18 protein-coding genes are annotated in these 19,072 nt (G+C 61.0%); 12 read left to right on the top strand and 6 right to left on the bottom strand.

Annotated elements, in window-relative coordinates; translation table 11 throughout:
- The first annotated feature begins 2 nt into the window (after positions 1-2).
- The 3 genes from P7C00_RS24755 (at position 3) to P7C00_RS24745 (ending at position 3,587) form a co-directional block, all read left to right on the top strand.
- Positions 3-1,163 carry a sn-glycerol-3-phosphate ABC transporter ATP-binding protein UgpC gene (locus tag P7C00_RS24755; RefSeq protein ID WP_346632404.1) on the top strand — a complete coding sequence of 387 codons (1,161 nt, stop codon included), beginning with the start codon at positions 3-5 and terminating at the stop codon, positions 1,161-1,163.
- An 88-nt stretch (positions 1,164-1,251) separates the two neighbouring features.
- Entirely contained in the window at positions 1,252-2,601 is a 1,350-nt protein-coding gene (locus tag P7C00_RS24750) for a carbohydrate porin (protein ID WP_346632403.1), read from the top strand.
- Between the two features lie 131 nt (positions 2,602-2,732).
- Complete coding sequence (locus P7C00_RS24745) at positions 2,733-3,587, top strand: D-hexose-6-phosphate mutarotase (protein WP_346632402.1); 855 nt, start codon at positions 2,733-2,735, stop codon at positions 3,585-3,587.
- 29 nt (positions 3,588-3,616) lie between these two features.
- Here the strand turns inward: P7C00_RS24745 and P7C00_RS24740 are convergent, their stop codons facing one another.
- Positions 3,617-4,477 (bottom strand): MurR/RpiR family transcriptional regulator, encoded by an 861-nt coding sequence (locus P7C00_RS24740; protein ID WP_170001736.1) that lies wholly within the window; start codon positions 4,475-4,477, stop codon positions 3,617-3,619.
- A gap of 226 nt (positions 4,478-4,703) precedes the next feature.
- On the opposite strand from P7C00_RS24740, the gene zwf reads away from it, so the two are divergent.
- From zwf to P7C00_RS24725, 3 genes are read left to right on the top strand one after another with little or no spacing between them, the layout of a single operon-like run.
- Positions 4,704-6,173, top strand: coding sequence for a glucose-6-phosphate dehydrogenase (gene zwf / locus P7C00_RS24735; RefSeq protein WP_346632401.1), 1,470 nt, complete (start codon positions 4,704-4,706; stop codon positions 6,171-6,173).
- On the top strand, positions 6,160-6,873 hold the full coding sequence (gene pgl / locus P7C00_RS24730) for a 6-phosphogluconolactonase (protein WP_346632400.1): 714 nt from the start codon (positions 6,160-6,162) through the stop codon (positions 6,871-6,873). The genes zwf and pgl overlap by 14 nt, the downstream gene beginning before the upstream one ends.
- A 17-nt stretch (positions 6,874-6,890) precedes the next feature.
- On the top strand, positions 6,891-7,556 hold the full coding sequence (locus P7C00_RS24725; protein WP_042940567.1) for a bifunctional 4-hydroxy-2-oxoglutarate aldolase/2-dehydro-3-deoxy-phosphogluconate aldolase: 666 nt from the start codon (positions 6,891-6,893) through the stop codon (positions 7,554-7,556).
- 110 nt (positions 7,557-7,666) lie between these two features.
- Here the strand turns inward: P7C00_RS24725 and P7C00_RS24720 are convergent, their stop codons facing one another.
- Positions 7,667-8,857 carry an aminotransferase class V-fold PLP-dependent enzyme gene (locus P7C00_RS24720; protein WP_404937526.1) on the bottom strand — a complete coding sequence of 397 codons (1,191 nt, stop codon included), beginning with the start codon at positions 8,855-8,857 and terminating at the stop codon, positions 7,667-7,669.
- 13 nt (positions 8,858-8,870) lie between these two features.
- Positions 8,871-9,107, bottom strand: a complete 237-nt coding sequence (locus P7C00_RS24715) for a DUF3820 family protein (protein WP_025126856.1) — start codon at positions 9,105-9,107, stop codon at positions 8,871-8,873.
- 216 nt (positions 9,108-9,323) lie between these two features.
- On the opposite strand from P7C00_RS24715, the gene P7C00_RS24710 reads away from it, so the two are divergent.
- The 4 genes from P7C00_RS24710 (at position 9,324) to P7C00_RS24695 (ending at position 13,006) form a co-directional block, all read left to right on the top strand.
- Positions 9,324-9,791 carry a PA2169 family four-helix-bundle protein gene (locus tag P7C00_RS24710; RefSeq protein ID WP_346632397.1) on the top strand — a complete coding sequence of 156 codons (468 nt, stop codon included), beginning with the start codon at positions 9,324-9,326 and terminating at the stop codon, positions 9,789-9,791.
- A 156-nt stretch (positions 9,792-9,947) separates the two neighbouring features.
- Positions 9,948-11,936, top strand: coding sequence for an FUSC family protein (locus P7C00_RS24705; protein ID WP_404940084.1), 1,989 nt, complete (start codon positions 9,948-9,950; stop codon positions 11,934-11,936).
- Positions 11,923-12,129, top strand: a complete 207-nt coding sequence (locus P7C00_RS24700) for a DUF1656 domain-containing protein (protein WP_102860611.1) — start codon at positions 11,923-11,925, stop codon at positions 12,127-12,129. The genes P7C00_RS24705 and P7C00_RS24700 overlap by 14 nt, the downstream gene beginning before the upstream one ends.
- A 10-nt stretch (positions 12,130-12,139) precedes the next feature.
- Entirely contained in the window at positions 12,140-13,006 is an 867-nt protein-coding gene (locus P7C00_RS24695) for an HlyD family secretion protein (protein ID WP_346632395.1), read from the top strand.
- 93 nt (positions 13,007-13,099) lie between these two features.
- Here P7C00_RS24695 and P7C00_RS24690 read toward each other — a convergent pair whose 3' ends face one another.
- Entirely contained in the window at positions 13,100-13,570 is a 471-nt protein-coding gene (locus tag P7C00_RS24690; RefSeq protein ID WP_011062855.1) for a MaoC family dehydratase, read from the bottom strand.
- A 50-nt stretch (positions 13,571-13,620) separates the two neighbouring features.
- Positions 13,621-14,565 (bottom strand): alpha/beta hydrolase, encoded by a 945-nt coding sequence (locus P7C00_RS24685; RefSeq protein WP_346632394.1) that lies wholly within the window; start codon positions 14,563-14,565, stop codon positions 13,621-13,623.
- Between the two features lie 213 nt (positions 14,566-14,778).
- On the opposite strand from P7C00_RS24685, the gene fadD2 reads away from it, so the two are divergent.
- Positions 14,779-16,467: a long-chain-fatty-acid--CoA ligase FadD2 gene (gene fadD2, locus P7C00_RS24680; RefSeq protein WP_346632393.1), complete on the top strand. Its 1,689-nt coding sequence runs from the start codon at positions 14,779-14,781 to the stop codon at positions 16,465-16,467.
- Between the two features lie 338 nt (positions 16,468-16,805).
- Positions 16,806-18,494 carry a long-chain-fatty-acid--CoA ligase FadD1 gene (gene fadD1 / locus P7C00_RS24675; protein ID WP_346632392.1) on the top strand — a complete coding sequence of 563 codons (1,689 nt, stop codon included), beginning with the start codon at positions 16,806-16,808 and terminating at the stop codon, positions 18,492-18,494.
- Positions 18,495-18,560: 66 nt separating this feature from the next.
- On the opposite strand, the gene P7C00_RS24670 is transcribed toward fadD1, so the two are convergent.
- A complete protein-coding gene (locus P7C00_RS24670) occupies positions 18,561-18,938 on the bottom strand; it encodes a hypothetical protein (RefSeq protein ID WP_123726253.1) in 378 nt (125 codons plus the stop codon).
- Positions 18,939-19,072 lie beyond the last annotated feature (134 nt).

Raw genomic sequence — 19,072 nt, 5'->3', positions numbered from 1 at the left:
GCATGGCAACTCTCGAATTACGCAACGTCAACAAGACCTACGGTGCCGGCCTGCCGGACACCCTGAAGAACATCGAGCTGAAGATCGACGACGGTGAGTTCCTGATCCTCGTCGGCCCGTCCGGCTGCGGTAAATCCACCCTGATGAACTGCATCGCCGGGCTGGAGAACATCAGCGGCGGGGCGATCCTGGTGGATGATGCCGACATCAGCGGCATGAGCCCCAAGGACCGTGACATCGCCATGGTGTTCCAGTCCTACGCGCTGTACCCGACCATGAGCGTGCGCGACAACATTGCCTTCGGCCTGAAGATCCGCAAGATGCCCAGCGCCGAGATCGACGCGGAGGTGGCGCGGGTGGCCAAGCTGCTGCAGATCGAGCACCTGCTGACCCGCAAGCCGGGCCAGCTCTCCGGTGGCCAGCAGCAGCGGGTGGCTATGGGCCGGGCGCTGGCGCGGCGGCCGAAGATCTACCTGTTCGACGAACCGCTGTCCAACCTCGACGCCAAGCTGCGGGTCGAGATGCGCACCGAAATGAAACTGATGCACCAGCGCCTGAAGACCACCACGGTCTACGTCACCCACGATCAGATCGAAGCCATGACCCTGGGTGACAAGGTGGCGGTGATGAAGGACGGGATCATCCAGCAGTTCGGGACCCCGAAGCAGATCTACAACGACCCGGCCAACCTGTTCGTGGCGAGCTTTATCGGTTCGCCGCCGATGAACTTCATCCCCCTGCGCCTGCAACGCAAGGAAGGCCGCCTGCTGGCCCTGCTGGACAGTGGCCAGGCCCGTTGCGAGCTGCCTCTGGGTATGCAGGACGCGGGGCTTGAAGACCGTGAAGTGATCCTCGGCATTCGTCCGGAGCAGATTTCCCTGGCTCCCGCCGAAGCCAACGGTTTGCCGACCCTGCGCGCCGAGGTCCAGGTGATCGAGCCCACCGGTCCCGACACCCTGGTGTTCGTCACGCTCAATGGCACCAAGGTCTGCTGCCGCCTGGCTCCGGATCAGGCGCCCGAGGCCGGGGAAACCCTGACACTGCAGTTCGATCCGGCCCGAGTGCTGCTGTTCGATGCCCAGAGTGGCGAGCGCCTGGGAACGGCCGGCGCGCCTGTGTCCGAGCCCCGAAGCGGCAATGTGGCGCAGTTCAAGGGACGTTGAATCCGTGGCGGATGGCCTGTCATCCGTCGCACCCGCTGTAAACCGCGTTGGATAAATCGTTAATAACAATAAAGACGAGGATGTAGGGATGAAAAAGCAACACAGCAATACCCGGCTGCTTTGCCAGTTGTCAGCGGCTGCGGCATTGGTCCTGTCGGCCCATGCCATGGCTGACGAGGCGTTCAGCGCCGACTCCAAGTGGATGACCGGCGACTGGGGCGGTGAGCGCACCAAGCTGATCGAACAGGGGATCGACATCAAGGCCGACTACGTCGGTGAAATGGGCGCCAACCTGCATGGCGGCTACAACGACGACAAGACCGGGCGCTACAGCGACCAGTTCGGCCTCGGCGTGGCGTTCGATCTGCAGAAACTGCTGGGTTGGGACAACACCCAGGCCAAGATCCAACTGACCAACCGTAACGGTCAGAACATTTCCAACGACCGCATCGGCGACCCGCGTGCCGGCACCCTGAGCTCTTCCCAGGAGGTTTACGGTCGTGGCCATATGGTCCGTCTGACCCAACTGTGGATTCAGCACCAGTTCCTCGACGGCAAGCTGGACGTCAAGGCCGGTTACTTCGGCGAAGGCGAAGACTTCAACACCTTTCCCTGCGATTTCCAGAACCTGGCCTTCTGTGGCTCCCAGGTGGGCAACTGGGCCACCGGCATCTGGTACAACTGGCCGGTCAGCCAGGCGGCCCTGCGCATCAAGTACCACATCACTCCCGAGCTGTACGCGCAGATCGGCGCCTACAACCAGAACCCGTCGCAGTTGGAGCACGGCAACGGCTTCAAGCTCAGCGGCAGTGGTACCAAGGGCACCGTATTGCCGGTGGAACTGGTCTGGTCGCCCAAGCTCAACAGCCTGCCGGGCGAGTACCGCGTCGGTTACTACAAGAGCACGGCCGATGCCAATGATGTGCGCAAGGACGTCAACGGTCAGGATGCCGCGGACACGGGTGATGCCTATCGCGTGCACAACAGCAAGCACGGCTACTGGTTCGTCGGGCAGCAGCAACTCACCACGCACAATGGTGATGCTTCCCGTGGTCTGAACATCGCCGCCAACGCCACTTTCCATGACAAGGACACCAACGTCGTCGACAACTACCAGTCGTTGATGTTCGTGTACAAGGGGCCGTTCGATGCGCGTCCGAAGGATGACGTGGGCATCGGTTTTGCGCGTATCCACGTCAATGACGATGTGCGCAAGAACGCCCAGTTGATCAACGAGGACAACGGCATCAGCAACTATGACAATGCGCTGTACATGCCGCTGCGCGACACGGAATACAACTACGAGATCAACTACGGTTTCCACGTCACCAACTGGCTGACCGTGCGCCCCAACCTGCAGTACATCACTCACCCGGGCGGTGTGGATGAAGTGGATAACGCGTTGGTGGCCGGTCTGAAAATTCAGTCGGTGTTCTAGGGCTGTTGCGATAAGCTCCTTCTCTATGTGCGCATTTTGCGGATGGCCTGGGCCGTCCGCTTTTTTTTGTGGGGATGGCGCAGTCCCCCTGATGAATATCGAGACAGCAGTGATTTTCAGGACCGCGGCCCATGCATGAGCATCCGCTACAACGCTTTTTCAAATCCTTGCGCGAACGCCCGGTGTTCGCCTGGGAGCGCTATCAGCTGCGCGATGTGCTGGTGATCGATCATCCGCTGTGCCAGGCGGTGTTCAGTCGCCAGGGCGCACAGCTGCTGCACTTTCAGCCGGCCGGGCAGAAGCCCTGGCTGTGGTGCGCTGCGAAGTGGCCGCAAGTGGGGGCAATTCGCGGTGGGGTGCCGGTCTGCTGGCCCTGGTACGGGCGCCATCCCAGCGAAAATGCCTGGCCGTCCCACGGTTGGGCGCGGCTGTTGGACTGGAAGTTGCTGGACAGCAGCAGCGCTGACGACGGTGTGCGCCTGCACTGGCAATTGCAGTTGTGCGACTGGAAGGTCGACCTGCACGCGCACTTGGGGCAAAGCATGGATCTGCGTCTGAGCACCGAGCATCAGGACAGTGAACCTTGTCAGTTGAGTCAGGCTTTGCACGCCTACTGGCGTATTGGTGATGTCGGCGAGGTAGCGCTGTCTGGGCTTGATGGTGCCCAGGGGTACGACCAGTTGAACCGCCAGGTCTGTCAGCAGCAGGGCGAGTTGCGGGTCGAGGGCGGGTGCCAGCGGGTGTTCCAGCACGAAGGGGAGTTGCAGCTCAAGGATCACGCCTGGCAGCGTGAGTTATGCATTGATACCGGTGACGATGCTGACACCGTGGTCTGGCATCCCGGCACTCGGCCCTTGCTGGGGGTGAGCTGGAACGAGGTGTCGCGGTTCGTCTGTGTCGAAGCGGCTGCCGGGGGCACCGACAGCCTATGCCTGGCGCCGGGGGAGCAGGCGCACCTGAGTCTGCAGGCGCGCGCTGCGGTGTAGGAGCCGACTTGCCGGCGAACGGAACTACCTCAATTGAACTCGTCGCCCACCGGATAGCGGCTGGCGTTGAGGCTTTCCTTGATCTTGCGCAGGTGCGGCTGGAAGTCCACGCCGCGGCGCAGGGTCATGCCGGTGGCCAGCACATCAAGCACGGTGAGCTGGATGATCCGCGACGTCATCGGCATGTAGATGTCGGTGTCTTCCGGTAGCGGAATGTTCAGGCTCAAGGTACTGGCCTTGGCCAGCGGCGAGTTTTCCGCGGTCAGCCCCAGCACCGAAGCGCCGTTTTCTCGGGCAATGCGCGCCACTTCCACCAACTCCCGGGTACGGCCGGTGTAGGAAATGATCACGAACAATTCGCCGGTGTGGGCCACCGAGGCGATCATGCGCTGCATCAATACGTCGGCATGGGCCGTCACTGCCAGGTTGAAGCGGAAAAATTTGTGCAGTGCATCCATGGCCACCGGGGCCGAGGCACCGAGGCCGAAGAAGTGGATCTGCCGAGCCTGAATCAACAGGTCAACGGCCTTGCTGATCAGGTTCGGGTCCAGGGCCTGGCATGCGCTGTCCAGGGAGGCAATGGCACTGCCGAAGATCTTTTGTGTGTAGGCTTCCGGGTTGTCGTCGGCCTCTACGGCGCGGCTGACGTACGCGGCGCCGCTGGCCAGGCTCTGGGCCAGTTGCAGCTTGAGTTCCGGGTAACCGCTGACACCGAACGAGCGGCAGAAGCGATTGACCGTCGGCTCGCTGACCGAAGCGGCCTGGGCCAGCGCAGCGATGCTGAAGCGAGTCGCCTGCTGCGGGTTGAGCAGGATGACTTCAGCGACTTTACGTTCCGCCTTGTTCAGTTCTTCAAGGCGGTTCTGGATCTGCTCCAGAAGATTTCGCACTCGGTCCATTAAAGTTTCCTAGATCGGCTAGTCAGGCGCAGCGGCAGAGCCGCGACAAGCGCCTGCAATGCGAAGTTGAGAGGTGGCCTATCCTACTGATGGCCTGGATCGACCACCACCTGGAATCTGTATTTTGTAAAAATGTTGTGTTTATTACTACATTTTTCCTTGAGTGATGCCTTGAAAAAAGGTATTTGTAGCTTAACTTGATAAAAGAACAAACATCATGCCTTCGATAACGGTTGAACCCTGCACTTTTGCCTTGTTCGGCGCGCTGGGCGATCTGGCGCTGCGTAAGCTGTTTCCTGCCTTGTACCAACTCGATGCCGCCGGTCTGTTGCATGACGACACGCGGATTCTGGCCCTGGCCCGTGAGCCGGGCACCGAGCAAGAGCACCTGGCGAATATCGAAACCGAGCTGCGCAAGTACGTCGGCGACAAGGACATCGATAGCGCCGTCCTGCAGACTTTTCTCGCTCGCCTGAGCTACCTGCATGTGGACTTCCTCAAGGCCGAGGACTACGTGGCCCTGGCCGAGCGCGCTGGCAGCGAACAGCGCCTGATCGCCTACTTCGCCACCCCGGCGGCGGTGTATGGCGCGATCTGCGAGAACCTGTCCAGGGTCGGGCTCAACCAGCACACTCGCGTGGTCCTGGAAAAGCCCATTGGTTCGGACCTGGATTCGTCGCGCAAGGTCAACGACGCGGTGGCCCAGTTCTTCCCGGAAAATCGCATCTATCGGATCGACCACTATCTGGGCAAGGAGACGGTGCAGAACCTGATCGCCCTGCGTTTCGCCAACAGCCTGTTCGAAACCCAGTGGAACCAGAACTACATCTCCCACGTGGAAATCACCGTGGCCGAGAAGGTTGGCATCGAAGGCCGTTGGGGCTATTTCGACAAGGCCGGCCAGCTGCGGGACATGATCCAGAACCACTTGCTGCAGTTGCTGTGCCTGATCGCCATGGACCCGCCGGCCGACCTGTCCGCCGACAGCATCCGTGACGAGAAGGTCAAGGTGCTCAAGGCCCTGGCGCCCATCAGCCCGGAAGGCCTGACCACCCAGGTGGTGCGTGGCCAGTACATTGCCGGTCACAGCGAGGGCCAATCGGTTCCGGGTTACCTGGAGGAAGAAAACTCCAACACCCAGAGCGACACCGAAACCTTCGTTGCCCTGCGAGCCGATATCCGCAACTGGCGTTGGGCCGGAGTGCCGTTCTACCTGCGCACCGGCAAGCGCATGCCGCAGAAGCTGTCGCAGATCGTCATCCACTTCAAAGAGCCGTCGCACTATATCTTCGCCCCCGAGCAGCGCCTGCAGATCAGCAACAAGCTGATCATCCGCCTGCAACCGGACGAAGGTATTTCCCTGCGGGTGATGACCAAGGAACAAGGCCTGGACAAGGGCATGCAACTGCGCAGCGGTCCGTTGCAGCTGAATTTTTCCGATACCTATCGCAGTGCGCGGATTCCCGATGCCTACGAGCGGTTGTTGCTGGAAGTGATGCGCGGCAATCAGAACCTGTTTGTCCGCAAAGATGAAATCGAAGCCGCGTGGAAGTGGTGTGACCAGTTGATCGCCGGGTGGAAGAAATCCGGTGATGCACCCAAGCCCTATGCGGCCGGGTCCTGGGGGCCGATGAGCTCCATTGCACTGATCACGCGGGACGGGAGGTCTTGGTATGGCGATATCTGATTTGCAACTGCCGGCGGGTGTAGCAACCCACGAATTCCGCAGCCCGACCCTGTTGGCTGAAGGCCAGGCACTGAGAGTGGCCGAGCTGCTGCGCGAGGCTATTGCCGCCCGCGGCAACGCGACCCTGGTGGTGTCCGGTGGCCGTAGCCCGGTGGCGTTTTTCCAGGCCCTGGTGAAGCAGGAGCTGGACTGGTCCAAGGTGCTGATTACTCTGGCGGACGAGCGTTGGGTGCCGGTGGAACATGCCGACAGCAATGCCGGCCTGCTCAAGCGCTATCTGCTCCAGGGGCCGGTGGCCAAGGCCAGCTTCCTCAGCCTCTATAGCGCTGCGGCCAACCTGGAAGAAGCGGCGCGGCAGGCGGATCGTCTGTTGTCCGAGTTGCCGGGTATCGATGTGCTGGTGCTGGGCATGGGCGATGACGGTCATACCGCCTCGCTGTTCCCCAACAGCCCGAACCTGGCCGAAGCGCTTCTGGTCGATGGCACCCGTCGCTGCTGGCCAATGCTGGCACCGACCGTGCCCCATCAGCGCCTGAGCATGAGCCGGGCCTTGCTGGCGTCGGCCCGCAATCAGCTGTTGTCGATTTCCGGTCAGTCCAAGCTGACCACCCTGAGTGCCGCACTGGCCGGTGACGCTGTTGCCGAAATGCCGATTCGCGCCTTCCTGCAAACCCCGTTAGAGATTTACTGGTGCCCATGAGCCAAGGATCAGCCGCTATGACAAACCTACCCCCGACCGTTTCCATGGCGGACAAAGTTGCCCTGATCGACAGCCTCTGCGCCAAGGCGCGGATTCTGCCGGTGATCACCATTGCCCGTGAGCAGGATGTGCTGCCACTGGCAGACGCCCTGGCGGCAGGCGGCCTGACGGCCCTGGAAGTGACTCTGCGTTCGCAGTTCGGCCTCAAGGCCATCCAGATCCTGCGCGAGCAGCGTCCGGAACTGGTGACCGGTGCCGGCACCGTGCTCGATCCGCAGATGCTGGCAGCGGCCGAAGCGGCGGGTTCGCAGTTCATCGTCACCCCGGGCATCACCCGTGACCTGTTGCAGGCCAGTGTGGCCAGCCCGATCCCGCTGTTGCCGGGGATCAGCAATGCTTCCGGGATCATGGAGGGGTATGCCCTGGGTTATCGCCGCTTCAAGCTGTTCCCGGCTGAAGTCAGCGGTGGCGTGGCGGCGATCAAGGCCCTGGGCGGTCCGTTCGGCGAGGTGAAATTCTGCCCGACAGGCGGCGTCGGCCCGGCCAATATCAAGAGCTACATGGCCTTGAAGAATGTGATGTGCGTGGGCGGTAGCTGGATGCTCGATCCCGAGTGGATCAAGAACGGCGACTGGGCACGGATTCAAGAGTGCACGGCCGAGGCCCTGTCTCTGCTGGACTGAAGTCTTTACCCGATTCGTTGGTGTGTTCTACGGCTTTACGGTGCGCTTGGTCGGTGCACCGTTTTTTTTTGCCTGGAGAAAAACTCCCCCCTTCGCGCAAGGGGGAAGAGTCATGGGTTGGCCAATTCGCCCAGGGCTTCGATCAAGTGCTGGATATGCTCAATAGGTGTCACCAGCCCCGGGGTGATGCGGATGCAGGGGCCAAAACCGGCACCGGTGCGGGTCACGGCGAACAGGTTGTAGTCGCGCAGCAGGCGCTCCACCAGGGCTTGCTGGTTGGTGTGGCGGGTAAAGCGCAGGGCGCTGATGGCGCAGCACAGGCGCGGATCTTGCGGGGTCAGGATTTCGATCCCTGGCGTCTCGCGGACTGCTTCGGTCCAGGTCGCGCGCAGGTAGTTCAGGCGTGCGCCCTTGGCCGCGGAACCGCCCATGGCTCGATGTTCCTCGAACACCAGGGGCAAGGTCATCAGCGCCGGGATGTTGGGTGTGCTGTAGGGCGTTCGAGCCCGGATGTCGTCGGCGGGGAAGTGGAACTCGCCCATGTCCGGGTCGATATCCTCCAGGCGTTCCGGGTGGATATAGATAAAGCCCAGGCTCAGTGGCGCACCGATCCATTTGTGCAGGTTGAAGCCGGCAAAGGCGATGCCCAGCCGGGGCAGGTCGAATTCGATCTGCCCCAGGGCATGGGCACCGTCGAGAATGATGTCGACCTGGTGTTCCCGGGCGGCGGCGGCAATCGCCTGGACTGGCATGACCAGTCCGCTGCGATGGGTGACATAGGTCAGCGGCATCAGCTTGAGTCGCGGGTAACGTTCGAACGCGCTTTTATAGGTGTCGAGCAGGCTGTCAAAACTGGCAGGGTGCTGGTGCTCGATCTCTATCACTTCCACACCCCGGTGACGGGCCAGCCAGCGCATCGCGCTTTTCACCGTGTCGTACTCCAGGTCGCTGAGCAGCACCTGGTCGCCGGGTTGCAGGCGGTTGTAGTTGCGGATCAAGGATTGCAGGGCGTCGGAAGCACAGCGGGTGAGGGCCACGGCATTCTCCGGGGCTTCCAGTAGGTCTGCCAGTTGGTCACGGATCTGCAGGGCCTCGATCTGTTCGAAGCGCTGACGCACATGCACCGAGTTGCTGCGGTTCACCCACTGGATATTGTGTTGATACTCCTCGGCCACCTTGCGAGTCATGCGCCCGAAATAGCCGTTCTCCAGATTGATCGGTCCGGGGTCGATGTCGAATTGCCGGGCGATCGCGCGCCAATGGTCTTCGTCGTGGGCAAGCGTTGCTGCAGTCCTTGGCATGGTGGGCTCTTTTTCAGTGACGGGGCTTGGGTTTGCCGTGTTTGGCGCGCAGCGGGTCCAGCAGGTCGGACAGGCCGTTGTGATCGATCTCCTGCATCAGGGCCAGCAGGCCGCCAAGCTCGCCCTTGGGAAAGCCTTCGCGGGCGAACCAATTCAGATAGGGGCCGGGCAGGTCGGCCAGGATGCGGCCCTTGTACTTGCCGAAGGGCATTTCCCGGGTGATCAGCAGTTCAAGTGTCTCGGGGGTCATGGCGCAACTTTGTGTGATTCGAACGCCTTGGAAAATACAGGCATTCTGCATGCAGGCCAAATGACAGATCATGCAAATAACGCGGATACAGATTTTTCAATAAAAATTAAGTTATTGAAAATTAAGTAAAAAATATAAATTCAAAGTCTGGCATGGCGGGTGCAACGGTTAGCTCAGCAGTTAACTCAACTCTCCTAACCCGCAAGGAACCAGAAAATGACTGACTTGAATAAAGAAGCAATTTCGGTGCTCAACAGCCTGATCGAGACCAGTAAGGATGGTCAGGAGGGGTTCAAGACCTGTGCCGAAGACATCAAGCACCCAGAACTCAAGGCGCTGTTCATCAAGCGCTCCACCGATTGCGCTACAGCCGCGGCAGAACTGCAGTCCGTGGTGCGTTCCATGGGCGGCGATCCGGAAACCTCCACCAGCGTCAGCGGCGATCTGCACCGTCGTTGGGTCGACCTCAAGTCACTGGTGACCGGCAAGGATGAGGAGTCGGTGCTCAACGAGGCCGAGCGTGGTGAAGACCATGCCTTGAAGTCCTATAAAGAGGCGCTGGAGAAAATCAGCAAGCACAACCTGGTGGGTATTCGTGATGTGGTGGAGCGCCAGTACCACGGCGTGCAACGCAATCATGATCAGGTCAAAGCCTTGCGCAACCAGGCCCGTGCCCGTTCGTAACCGTTAAAGCCTGTCAAAAACGCCAGCCAGTCTGGCGTTTTTTTATGCCCACGATTTAGTGCTGGACGTGAATTAGTTAGCTAGCTAATAATTAGTTCGCGCCCACTCGTGGCGATCCCGACTATGGTTATTCAGTCCCACCGAGAGTCCTTGTTCTTGCCCATTACCTTGCAGGCCTTGCTTGCTCCCAGCCTTGCTGCCGTGCAGTTCGCGATCAAGACTCTGCTTGGTGGCGGCCTGGCGCTGTGGCTGGCGTTGCGTTGGGGCCTGGAGCAGCCGGCCTGGGCCCTGATGACTGCCTTCATCGTTGCCCAGCCGTTGTCCGGGATGGTGCTGCAGAAGGGCCTGGCACGGCTGCTGGGAACCCTGATTGGCACCCTCATGTCGGTGCTGTTCATGGGGCTGTTCGCCCAGACTCCCTGGCTGTTTCTGCTGGCCCTGGCGTTGTGGCTGGGCGTGTGCACCGCCAGTTCGACCCTGTTGCGCAGTGCCTGGTCCTACTCCTTTGTGCTGGCCGGCTACACCGTGGCGATCATTGCCTTGCCTGCCATCAGTCATCCTTTGGGGGTGTTCGATCAGGCGGTGGCCCGTTGCACGGAGATCTCCCTGGGGATCATCTGCGCCACTGCCAGCAGTGCCCTGATCTGGCCGATGCGGGTAGAGCGCCAACTGGCCGAGCAGGCCCGCAGCGCCTGGCAGAGTGGCATGCAGGCGGCCCGCGCGACCCTGACCGGCGATGCCCTGGCGCGCAAGGGCCTGCTGGAAATTCTCGGGCGCATCGTCGCCGTGGATTCCCAGCGTGAACACGCCTGGTTCGAAGGCCCTTTGGGGCGACAGCGCGCTCGGGCCATCAGCGGCCTGAGCCAGAAGCTGCTGATGCTGTTGCGGATTTCCCGTTCGGTGCGGCGCCAGTGGAAACAACTGGACGCCGACGAAGCCCGGCAACTCCAGCCCTGGATGGATCAGGTTCAGCAGGCCCTGGCGGCGGCCGACAAAGCTGATCTACAGGCGCTGCGTCCACGCCTGCAGGAGGCTTCCCATGATCTTCAGGTCAGTCCGGCGCAGAGCTTTTGCCTGGCGCGTTTTGCCTTGTTGCTGGACACCGCCCTGGCGGCAACCCATGCCCTGGGCGCGGTGCAGGAAGGGCGGGCGCCGGTGGAGCAACCGGCAACCCTGACTCCCCATCGTGATCTGTCGCTGGCCCTGGTATTCGGTGCCCGCAGTGCCTTGGCGTTTCTCACGGTGGCCAGCTTCTGGATGGCCACTGCCTGGCCTGCAGCCTCCGGGGCCATGCTCCTGACGTGCGTGGTCTGCAGCCTGTTCGCCAGCCGTGAGAACGGCGCGCAGATTGGCATGAGCTTCATGCGCGGAATCTTCCTGGCGATTCCGGCGGCGTTCCTGGTGGGGCAGATCCTCCTGCCTCAATGGAGCGGCTTTGCGATGTTGGCCATGGCCATGGGCGTGCCGCTGTTCTTCGGCGCCCTGGGCATGGCCAAGCCACAGATAGGCGCCACTGCCACTTCGTTCTGCCTGCATTTCATCGTGTTGATTTCGCCGATGAACCGCATGAGTTTCGATGTCGCCAGCTTCTTCAATAACGCCCAGGCCATGGTGCTGGGGGTGGGCGCTGCGGTCCTGGCCTTCCACCTGTTGATCCTGCGTAACCCGGCCTGGCATGGCCGGCGCCTGTTGGCGGCGACCCTGAGTGATCTGGTGCGTTTGACCCGGCGCAACCTGCGAGGCGCGGAAAGCTGGTTCGGCGGGCGCATGGCCGATCGCCTGCTGCAACTGGCCCGGCATTACCCGGAGTTGCCGGAGCCGGCCCGCAGTCGCTGGGACGATGGTCTGTTAGGCCTGGACATCGGCGATGAACTGATGCATTTGCGCCTGAGCCTGGCGGTGGCTCAGGTGCCGGTGAGTGCGGCGCAACGGGAGTATTTCGAGCAGTTGCAACGCATCCTCGAAGAGGGCCCGGCCGGTCGGCGCCAGGAAGCCCTGGCGGCGCCCAGTGCGGCCTTGCTCGAGGCTTTGGACCGGCAGCCACCCAGTGACGCGCTGAAGCTGGCCAAGGGTGCGGTGCTGCAATTGCAAAACAGCTGGCGCAGTTGGTGCCGGCAGCAGGAGGACAGTCATGGGGCTGCGTGAGTGGTCGTTGGGCGGGGTGCTGCTCAGCCCGTTCCTGATTTATGTGGTGCTGGCGCTGGTGGTCACTGGCGTCCTGCGGGTGCTGGTGCGGGTCACTGGGCTGGGGCGCTGGATCTGGCATGAAGCACTGTTCGATTGTGCCCTGTACGTCTGTGTGTTGACGGTGATCACTGTGGTCCTGGGACCTTTATGAGGAGTTGATTATGCGTACACCTGTACGTGTCGTGTTTACCCTGTGCCTGGTGGCGGTGGCGATCTTCGCCGGTTATCACCTGTGGCAGTACTACATGCTTACGCCCTGGACCCGGGATGCGCGGATTCGCGCCGACGTGGTGATCGTGGCCCCGGACGTATCCGGCTGGGTGCGCGAGCTCAAGGTGGCGGACAACCAGCAGGTGAAGGCCGGAGACTTGTTGTTGAGCATCGACCGCGACCGGTTCGAGGCGGCCCTGGAAAAGGCCCAGGCCGTGGTTCAGACCCGTCAGCAGCAGTTGAGTCTGCGCGAGCACGAGGCCAGTCGCCGTGCAGCCCTTGGTCCGCAGGCCATCAGCGCCGAGCTGCGGGAGAACGCCCAGATCAACGCCGGCATTGCCCGGGGTGAACTGCGTCAGGCCCAGGCCGAGGCCAAGGTCGCAGAACTCAATCTGGCCCGCAGTCAGGTGCACGCGCCCCGTAACGGACATATCACCAACCTGCGCCTGGCCGAGGGCAACTACGTCAATGCCGGGCAGCCAGTGATGGCACTGATCGATGATTCGACGTTCTACGTCCAGGCGTATTTCGAGGAAACCAAACTGCCGCGAATCCAGGTCGGCGACCCGGTAAAGGTCTGGCTGATGAGTGCCGGCGATGCCCTGCAGGGCCATGTGGAAAGCGTCAGCCGGGGGATCACCGACCGCAACGCCACCCCTGACGGGCAACTACTGGCGGAAGTGGAGCCGACCTTCAACTGGGTGCGCCTGGCCCAGCGGATCCCGGTGCGGATCAAACTGGACAAGGTGCCTGAAGGCATCAACCTGAGCGCCGGCATGACCGCCAGCGTGCAGGTCGAGGAGGGCAGCAAACGGTAGGAGCCGGCTTGCCGGCGAATGTACTGGCAAGCCATGACACGAGCAAAGCCTTCGCCGGCAAACCGACTCCTGCGGGATTGCGTGGGGCGGGGTTTAGCCGATGGTGATGGCCGGCAGGGTCGGCAGGGTCACGGTCTGTTGCTTGCGTGGGGCGAGGATCTCGGCTTCGCCGTCCACCACCAGCTCGTCGCGCTGGTTGAACACGCGGGTGGCGATGCGTACACGGAATTTCGGCAGTTTCTCGAGGATTTCCAGGCGTACGGTCAGGGTATCGCCAATCTTCACCGGCTTCTGGAAGCTCATCTGCTGGCCGATGTAGATGGTGCCCGGGCCAGGCAGTTCGCAGGCCACGGCGGCACTGATCAGGGCGCCACTGAACATGCCGTGGGCAATGCGCTCCTTGAACATGGTGGCGGCGGCGAACTCGGGATCCAGGTGCACCGGGTTGTGGTCGCCGGACATGGCGGCGAACAGCTGGATGTCACGCTCCTCGACGGTCTTGCTGTACTGGGCGGTCTGACCGACTTCCAGGGCTTCGTAAGGGGTGTTGGTAACCTGGGTCATGTTGCTGAAATCCTCTGACAGGTAGATGAACGCACTGACCGCGCCGTCGCTTACTCCGACCGGGGAGGCCGGCGGTGTTGCAGCGCTTGGTCCAGCCAGGCCAGTACGTCGTGGGTCACTTGATCACGGTTGCTTTCGTTGAACAGCTCATGACGTGCCTGCGGGTAGATATTGAGCTGCAGGCACTGGCTGCCGGCCTCGCGCAATGCGTTGGCCAGATCCTTGAGACGCTTGCCATCGCTCACCGGATCACATTCTCCACCCATGACCAACAATGGCAGGCCGGGATCGATCTGCGTCAGATTGGAAATCTTGCTGATTTGCTGCAGGCCACCCAGCAGGTCGATCCACAGCTGGTTGGTGCAGCGATAGCCGCACAGCGGGTCGTTCACGTACTTGTCGACTTCGTCCGGATCGCGGCTGAGCCAGTCGAAGGCCGTGCGATTGGGTTTGAAGGCCTTGTTGAAGGAGCCGAACGACAGCCACTCGATCAGTGCGCTGCGTCCCTGGCCGCCCTGGCGCCAGCGTTCGAGCCGCGCGATCAGGTTGGCGGCGCGGTACAGGGCCACCGGCTGGAAGTTCGAGCCGCTGAGAATCGCCCCGTGGAGGCTGGCGCTGTGATGTTGCAGGTAGGCCTGGGCGATGTAGCTGCCCATGCTGTGGCCCAGCAATACGATGGGCGTGCCGGGGTGTTGCTGGCCGATGTGCTGGTTGAGACTGGCCAGGTCGCCGACCACCTTGCTCCAGCCACCCTGGTCCGCATAGTGGCCGAGGACGCCGTGTTCCGCGGTTTTACCGTGGCCGCGCTGATCCGGGGCATAGATTCCATAACCCTCGGCGCACAGGGCAGTGGCCAGGCGGGCATAACGCCCGCTGTGCTCGGCCATGCCGTGGGACAGCAGGATCACCGCCTTGAGCGGACTCTCGGGCAGCCATAGGTTGACGAAGAGGCGTTGGTGATCACTCGTGGTCAACCAGAACGTGTCGTGGGTCATGGCGATTCCTTTGCACGAAGACGCTGCACTTTATAGCGTATCGCCGCGTGTGCGTCTGATTCGCCGGCCTGTTGGAAGCAAGATTCACAAAATTAATGACACACTTGCGCATATTTGCCTGAATCGCCATAGCTGCTAACGTCCGAGGAGCCCCGCCGCTGACAGCGTTACAGAGGCGGCCCGGACCGTTCAGGTAATGAGAGGACAAGAATAATGCAACCTGATTTCTGGAATGATAAACGCCCCGCCGGCGTCCCCAACGAGATTGACCTGGGGGCCTTCAAGTCGGTGATCGAGGTGTTTGAGCGTTCCTGCAAGAAATTTGCTGATCGCCCGGCCTTCAGCAATATGGGGGTGACCCTGACCTACGCCGAGCTGGAACGCTACAGCGCGGCCTTTGCCGGATATCTGCAAAGCCATACCGATCTGGTTCCGGGGGATCGTATTGCGGTGCAGATGCCCAACGTCCTGCAGTACCCGATCGCGGTCTTCGGTGCCCTGCGGGCCGGTCTGGTGGTGGTCAACACCAACCCGCTGTACACCGCCCGTGAGATGCGTCATCAGTTCAAGGATTCAGGAGCCCGGGCCCTGGTCTATCTGAATGTCTTCGGGCAGAAGGTCCAGGAAGTCCTGGGGGATACCGAGATCCAGTTCCTGATCGAGGCCAAGATGGGTGACCTGATGCCCACCGCCAAGGGCTGGTTGGTCAATACAGTGGTGGACAAGGTCAAGAAGATGGTTCCGGCCTATCACCTGCCTCAGGCCATTTCCTTCAAGAGTGCCCTGCGTCTGGGGCGTGGCCAGGGAATCAAGCCGCTGCAGGTGGGGCTCGATGATGTCGCCGTGCTGCAGTACACCGGCGGTACCACCGGTCTGGCCAAAGGCGCGATGCTGACCCACGGCAACCTGGTGGCCAACATGCAGCAGGCCCGGGCCTGCCTCGGCCAGCACGGGCCCGACGGTCATACCCAGTGGCGTGAAGGGCAGGAAGTGATGATCGCGCCGCTGCCGCTGTACCACATCTATGCCTTCACCGCGAACTGCATGTGCATGATGGTCACGGGCAACCACAACGTGCTGATCAGCAATCCGCGGGATATCGGTGCCTTTATCAAGGAACTGAAGAACTGGCGTTTTTCCGCCTTGCTGGGGCTCAACACGCTGTTCGTGGCCTTGATGGATCATCCGGAGTTCAAGAACCTGGACTTCTCCAACCTCAAGCTGACCAACTCCGGTGGCACCGCGCTGGTCAAGGCCACGGCTGAGCGCTGGCAGAAACTCACCGGCTGCCGGATCACCGAAGGTTACGGTCTTACCGAGACCTCGCCGGTAGCTTGTACCAACCCCTATGGCGACCGATCGCGCCTGGGCACCGTGGGCCTGCCCGTTCCGGGTACTACCCTGAAAGTCATCGACGACCAAGGGGTGGAGCAGCCGCTTGGCGAGCGTGGTGAGCTGTGCATCAAGGGGCCACAGATCATGAAGGGCTACTGGAACAAGCCGGAAGCCACGGCCGAAGTGCTGGATGCCGAGGGTTGGTTCAAGTCCGGCGATATTGCGGTGATCGATCCCGATGGTTTCGTGCGCATCGTCGATCGCAAGAAGGACATGATCATCGTCTCGGGTTTCAACGTTTACCCCAACGAGATCGAGGATGTGGTCATGGCTCACCCCAAGGTCGCCAACTGTGCGGTGATCGGGGTGCCGGACGAGCGTTCCGGCGAGGCGGTGAAGCTGTTTGTGGTGCCCCGTGAGGCGGGGGTCAGCCTTGAAGAGCTCAAGGCCTATTGCAAGGAGAATTTCACGGGTTACAAAGTGCCCAAGCACATCGTCCTGCGTGAGTCTCTGCCGATGACGCCTGTGGGCAAGATCCTGCGTCGCGAGCTGCGCGACATCGCCTGACCCTGGATTTCTACATCGCGGGCAAGCCTGTTGGCTCAACGGGCTTGCCCGCGATGCATTCATGGGGCGCAAAGCCCCGTGCCAGAGCGGAATTCAAGGTTGTAGAATTTTTACTCTAAAAATGACTATTAAATGGTCTTGAGTCAAAAATGTGACTATTCAGGCCTTCTTTGGCTCTAGGCGGCCTTTTCCAAAGCTGCTACTCTCGGCGCGCTTTGTGACTTCTCGGCCTAAGTAAAAGCCAGACTCACCAACAATAGACACCAATAAAAAACACAGACAAATAATAATCGCATCAAATGCGGTGATGAATTCGCGTTGCTGAGGAGTGGGCTTCCATGATCGAAGACTTTTGGAAGGATAAGTACCCAGCTGGGATTGCTGCCGATATCAATCCTGACGAGTATCCGAATATTCAGGCGGTGTTGAAGCAATCCTGCCAACGTTTCGCTAACAAACCGGCCTTTAGCAACCTCGGCAAGACAATCACTTACGGTGAGCTGTACGAACTGTCCGGGTCCTTTGCCGCGTACCTGCAACAGCATACCGATTTGCAGCCTGGCGATCGAATCGCCCTGCAATTGCCCAATCTGTTGCAATACCCGATTGCGGTATTCGGTGCTATCCGCGCCGGCCTGATCGTGGTCAACACCAACCCGCTGTATACCGCGCGGGAGATGGAGCACCAGTTCAACGACTCCGGAGCCAAAGCCCTGGTCTGCCTGGCCAACATGGCTCACCTGGCAGAGACCGTGGTCCCCAAGACCGGGGTCAAGCACGTGATCGTCACCGAAGTGGCGGACCTTTTGCCGACCTTCAAGCGTGTGCTGATCAACAGTGTGGTCAAGTACGTGAAGAAGATGGTACCGGCTTATCACCTGCCTCAGGCCGTCAAGTTCAATGATGTGCTGAGCAAGGGCCACGGCCAGCCAGTACAGGAAGCCAACCCTGCCAGCGGCGACGTGGCGGTTCTGCAATACACCGGCGGCACCACCGGCGTGGCCAAGGGCGCGATGCTGACCCACCGCAATCTGGTGGCCAACATGCTGCAGTGCAAGGCGCTGATGGGCTCCAACCTCAATGAAGGTTGCGAGATCCTCATCACTCCGCTGCCGCTGTACCACATCTATGCGTTCACCTTCCATTGCATGGCCATCATGCTCATGGGCAACCACAACATCCTGATCAGCAACCCGCGGGACCTGCCGGCGATGGTCAAGGAACTGTCGAAGTGGAAGTTCAGCGGTTTTGTCGGTCTTAACACGCTGTTCGTTGCCCTGTGCAACAACGAAGCGTTCCGTAAGCTGGATTTTTCCGCGCTCAAAGTCACCCTGTCCGGGGGCATGGCCCTGCAACTGGCGGCCGCCGAGCGTTGGAAGTCGGTCACCAATTGCCCGATCTGCGAAGGCTACGGCATGACCGAGACCAGTCCGGTGGCCACGGTCAACCCGATCCAGAACATCCAGATCGGTACCATCGGTATTCCGGTGCCTTCAACCCTGTGTCGGGTGATCAACGACGCCGGCGACGAGCTGCCCCTGGGGGAAGTGGGTGAACTGTGCGTGAAGGGCCCGCAGGTAATGAAGGGCTACTGGCAGCGTCAGGACGCCACTGACGAAGTCCTCAGCGAAGGCTGGTTGAAGACCGGTGACATCGCCCTGATTCAGCCGGATGGCTATATCCGCATCGTCGACCGCAAGAAGGACATGATCCTGGTCTCGGGTTTCAACGTGTACCCCAACGAGCTGGAAGACGTGTTGGCTTCCCTGCCGGGCGTCCTGCAGTGCGCGGCGATCGGCGTACCGGACGAAAAGTCCGGCGAGACCATCAAGATCTTCATTGTCGCCAAGCCAGGGGTCACCTTGACCAAGGAGCAGGTGATGGAACATATGCGCGCCAATGTCACCGGTTACAAGGTGCCCAAGGCGGTGGAGTTCCGCGATGCCCTGCCGACCACCAACGTCGGCAAGATCCTGCGTCGCGAGCTGCGGGATGAAGAGTTGAAGAAGCTCGGCTTGAAGAAATAATTCTCAGCCCCCATGAAAAAGCCCCGCCAGTGCGGGGCTTTTTCATGGGGCGTGAGTTGCGCCGGCTTACTGTTGGAACTGGGAGAAGTCCACGCCGGTGCCGGCCGGGCGCACGTCCTTGAGGAAGGAGTCCTTGTCGGCACTCAACTCCAGGCTCAGGGCGGCCTTGCGCTTGCCTTCATTGCGGATCACCAGGCCTTCCATCTTTTCCCGCAGGAATACGGTCGGCACTTTCAGGTGCAGCAACTGGTTGGTGTCCGGGGTGTGCAGGAGCAGGTGCACCCATTCGTACTGACCAATGGCCAGGCGGGTCACCAGGATATCGAACCACCAGATATTGCGATTGCGGTTCAGCTCCGCGAAATGGCAGTTGTTGACGCCCAGCACCGCACCGCCCAGTTCCTGGTTTCTACGGGCAATGGCCTGCTTTTTATCGAGTTTCATAACATTCCTACGGGGATTGGATCTTCAGTGCTTGGCCTGAACAGGTCGAGCATTCTCCCGGGTTGCCCGACAAACATAAAGGGCAACCTCGGGCCTGGGATGAAATGCCCGACGAAAAATAATTGAAACTCTGC

The sequence above is a fragment of the Pseudomonas sp. JDS08PS003 genome (assembly GCF_045013505.1).
Lineage (GTDB): Bacteria > Pseudomonadota > Gammaproteobacteria > Pseudomonadales > Pseudomonadaceae > Aquipseudomonas > Aquipseudomonas protegens_B.
The sequence above is the reverse complement of the archived record's forward strand: the minus strand, read 5'-3'. Positions and strand labels throughout refer to the sequence as shown.